This is a genomic window from Mesorhizobium sp. M7A.F.Ca.CA.002.09.1.1, assembly GCF_003998555.1.
GTDB classification, from domain to species: domain Bacteria; phylum Pseudomonadota; class Alphaproteobacteria; order Rhizobiales; family Rhizobiaceae; genus Mesorhizobium; species Mesorhizobium ciceri.
On the sequence record NZ_RZRR01000863.1, the window covers coordinates 1 to 2,387 of the forward strand.

The 2,387-nt window shown below is 63.4% G+C and carries 2 protein-coding genes; both read right to left on the reverse strand.

Annotated elements, in window-relative coordinates:
* Positions 1-299 precede the first annotated feature (299 nt).
* Complete coding sequence (locus EN994_RS27465; RefSeq protein WP_013528674.1) at positions 300-959, reverse strand: response regulator transcription factor; 660 nt, start codon at positions 957-959, stop codon at positions 300-302.
* On the reverse strand, positions 956-2,350 hold the full coding sequence (locus EN994_RS27470) for a sensor histidine kinase (protein WP_127307967.1): 1,395 nt from the start codon (positions 2,348-2,350) through the stop codon (positions 956-958). The genes EN994_RS27465 and EN994_RS27470 overlap by 4 nt, the downstream gene beginning before the upstream one ends.
* Between the last annotated feature and the right edge of the window lie 37 nt (positions 2,351-2,387).

Sequence of the window (2,387 nt, forward strand, 5' to 3'; positions counted from 1 at the left end):
TCTCAAGGCCTTGTGAAGCTGGCCAACAGGCAACGGTCAGCTTTGCACGTCACCTCCGCCGCCCCCCGGCGGAGGTGACCTCGTTTCCGGCCGGCGTCGTCCCGGTTTTCGGCACCGCAATGGCTGCGGTCCCGAGGCGCGACGCGCTTTTGCGCAATCCGGGACGGGAAACCGCTGCGCATTTCTTCGGACCTGCCCAGAGCAATTCTAGAAAAAGTGTGAAGCGGTTTTCCCGTTCCCTTGGGAATTGCGTCACAGAGTTAGAGCAGCTCGCCGTTTCCGTGAAACGGTGAAATGCTTTAGGAAGGCCTGTCGCGGTCGCGCCACTCACGCATCATCAAGGCCGCTTCGGTGCGATTTCGCACATTGAGCTTCGACAGCACTCCGGTCATGTGATGTTTGACGGTCTTCTCCTGCAACTCAAGCCGCAAGGCGACTTCCTTGTTGCTCAGCCCCTCCGCCACCAGCCGCAGGATTTCCGTTTGCCGATCGGTGAGCTGCCGCAGCCGTTCCGCCAAGCCGTCGGTCGGCTGCTGGGACTGGAGATCCGAAAGCAGCCGGGCCGATAGTGTCGGCGAGAGATAGCTTTCGCCGGCTGCGACATTGCGCAGGATGTCGGCGAGGCCGCGCGATCCGACGCCTTTGAGGACATAGCCATTCACCCCTGCGTTCAGCGCCTTGGTCACATCGGCATTGGCCTCCGAGACGGTCAGCATGACGATCTTCTGGGCGGGATGGTTGGCGAGGATGCTTGCGACCGCGCTCAGCCCGCCGCCCGGCATCGAGATGTCGAGCAGCAAGATGTCGGGCCGCATCGTCGCGGCGAGGCGTTCGGCATCCTGCGCCGTGGCGCCCTCGCCAACCATCTCGAAGCCTCCGATCTCCGACAGGCTGCGCGTCACACCTTCGCGAAAGAGGGGATGATCGTCGACAATGGCAATGCGAATGGTCCCAGTCATGCTTGCTCCTCGACCGACAGACGGATCACCAAACGCGTACCTTGCGGCCCGGTCAAGGTTTCGAACTGTCCGCCAATGCTTTCGACCCGTTCCCTGAGGCCGGCGAGCCCGAGGCCCTCGACCCGTGCCGTCGGATCGAAACCCGGCCCGCGGTCCGACACTTCGACAAAAAGCCTGCCACCTTTCATCCCGGCACTCACCGCCTGATCCTTGCCTAGCCCGTGGTGATAGGCATTGTTCAGCCCTTCCTGGACGAAACGATAGATGCTGATCTTCTCGGAGGCGCCGGGTTCAGGCAACTGTCCGGCCAGCGTCAGCGTCACCGACGTTCCCGTCCTCTGTTCGTGTTCCTTGACGGCCAGCCGCAGAATGTCGGTTGCGGCAGCCGTCTCGATCTGCGGCAGGACAAGGCCGGTGCAGATGCCGCGTATTTCGCGCATCGCATCCTCCAGCGTCTTGCGAATCATCGTGACCTCGGTCGAGCGGCTTGCGCCCGAATGGCCATCGCTGGAAAATATCGGGCTGTCCATGCGCAGCGCCGCCAGGGCCACGAGTTGGGCCGGGCCGTCATGCAGGTCGGCGCCGATGCGGCGCAGATATCTTTCGTTGAGCGCGGTGGCGCGGCGCGAGGCCTGTTGCACGCGCAGTCGCAAGGCACTGTTTTGCGCCACCAGACCCTGCAGTTCCGACACCTGGCGGCGCAGCGCCCCACGCTGGTCGTCGATGGTGCGGCTGCCGCGCAGGACGATGCCCGACAGGAGCAGGAATGCCGCCAGGGTCGCGCCGGCCACGATCAGCCAGCTCGACCACAGAGCGGAAGCCAGGGTGGCCTGGAAATCGTCGGCGATCTCATAGAACTCGGTAACCGCCACCACCTCGCCCGACCAGGGCTCGCGCACGGGATTGTAGATCTCCAGCAATGGCAAGCCGGTCGCCTTCTCCTCGCTCTCATCCTCATCGAAAGTATTGAATTCAGCGACGACATTGCCTTGGAAAGCGGAACGCAGATTGTCGCTCGGAGCGAAGCGGCGGCCGATCAGGGCCGTCTCCTTGGCATAGAGGACCGTCCCGTCGCGGCGCCAGAGCATGAACGATTCGAGGCGCTTGCCGAGCGCGCCCTGGCCAAGCGTCTCGTCCAGCGCCTGCTTGACGGAATCGCTGAGCTCCTGCTCCTTGCGCAAGTCGGGAAGCAGCGGCGCAATCACGCTGTCGACATAGAGCGCCGTCGTGGCGGCCGAATTGCGGATGACGCCCTCTCTGATCTGCGCCGTCACCCAGGCGCCCACCACCAGCATGACGGCCAGCAGGCCAAAACCGCCGGCAACGACGAATTGCAAGGCAAGAGAGAGTTCGCTCCAGCGTCGCGTCCAGTTCTGCAGAATACGAATCATGAACCCCTGACCGCCCTTCAATCGAATGGCTGGACGA

Excerpts from the sequence above, each read along its gene's own strand:
- EN994_RS27465 (WP_013528674.1), bottom strand. The coding sequence starts at position 959 with ATGACTGGGACCATTCGCATTGCCATTGTCGACGATCATCCCCTCTTT.
- EN994_RS27470 (WP_127307967.1), bottom strand. The coding sequence starts at position 2,350 with ATGATTCGTATTCTGCAGAACTGGACGCGACGCTGGAGCGAACTCTCT.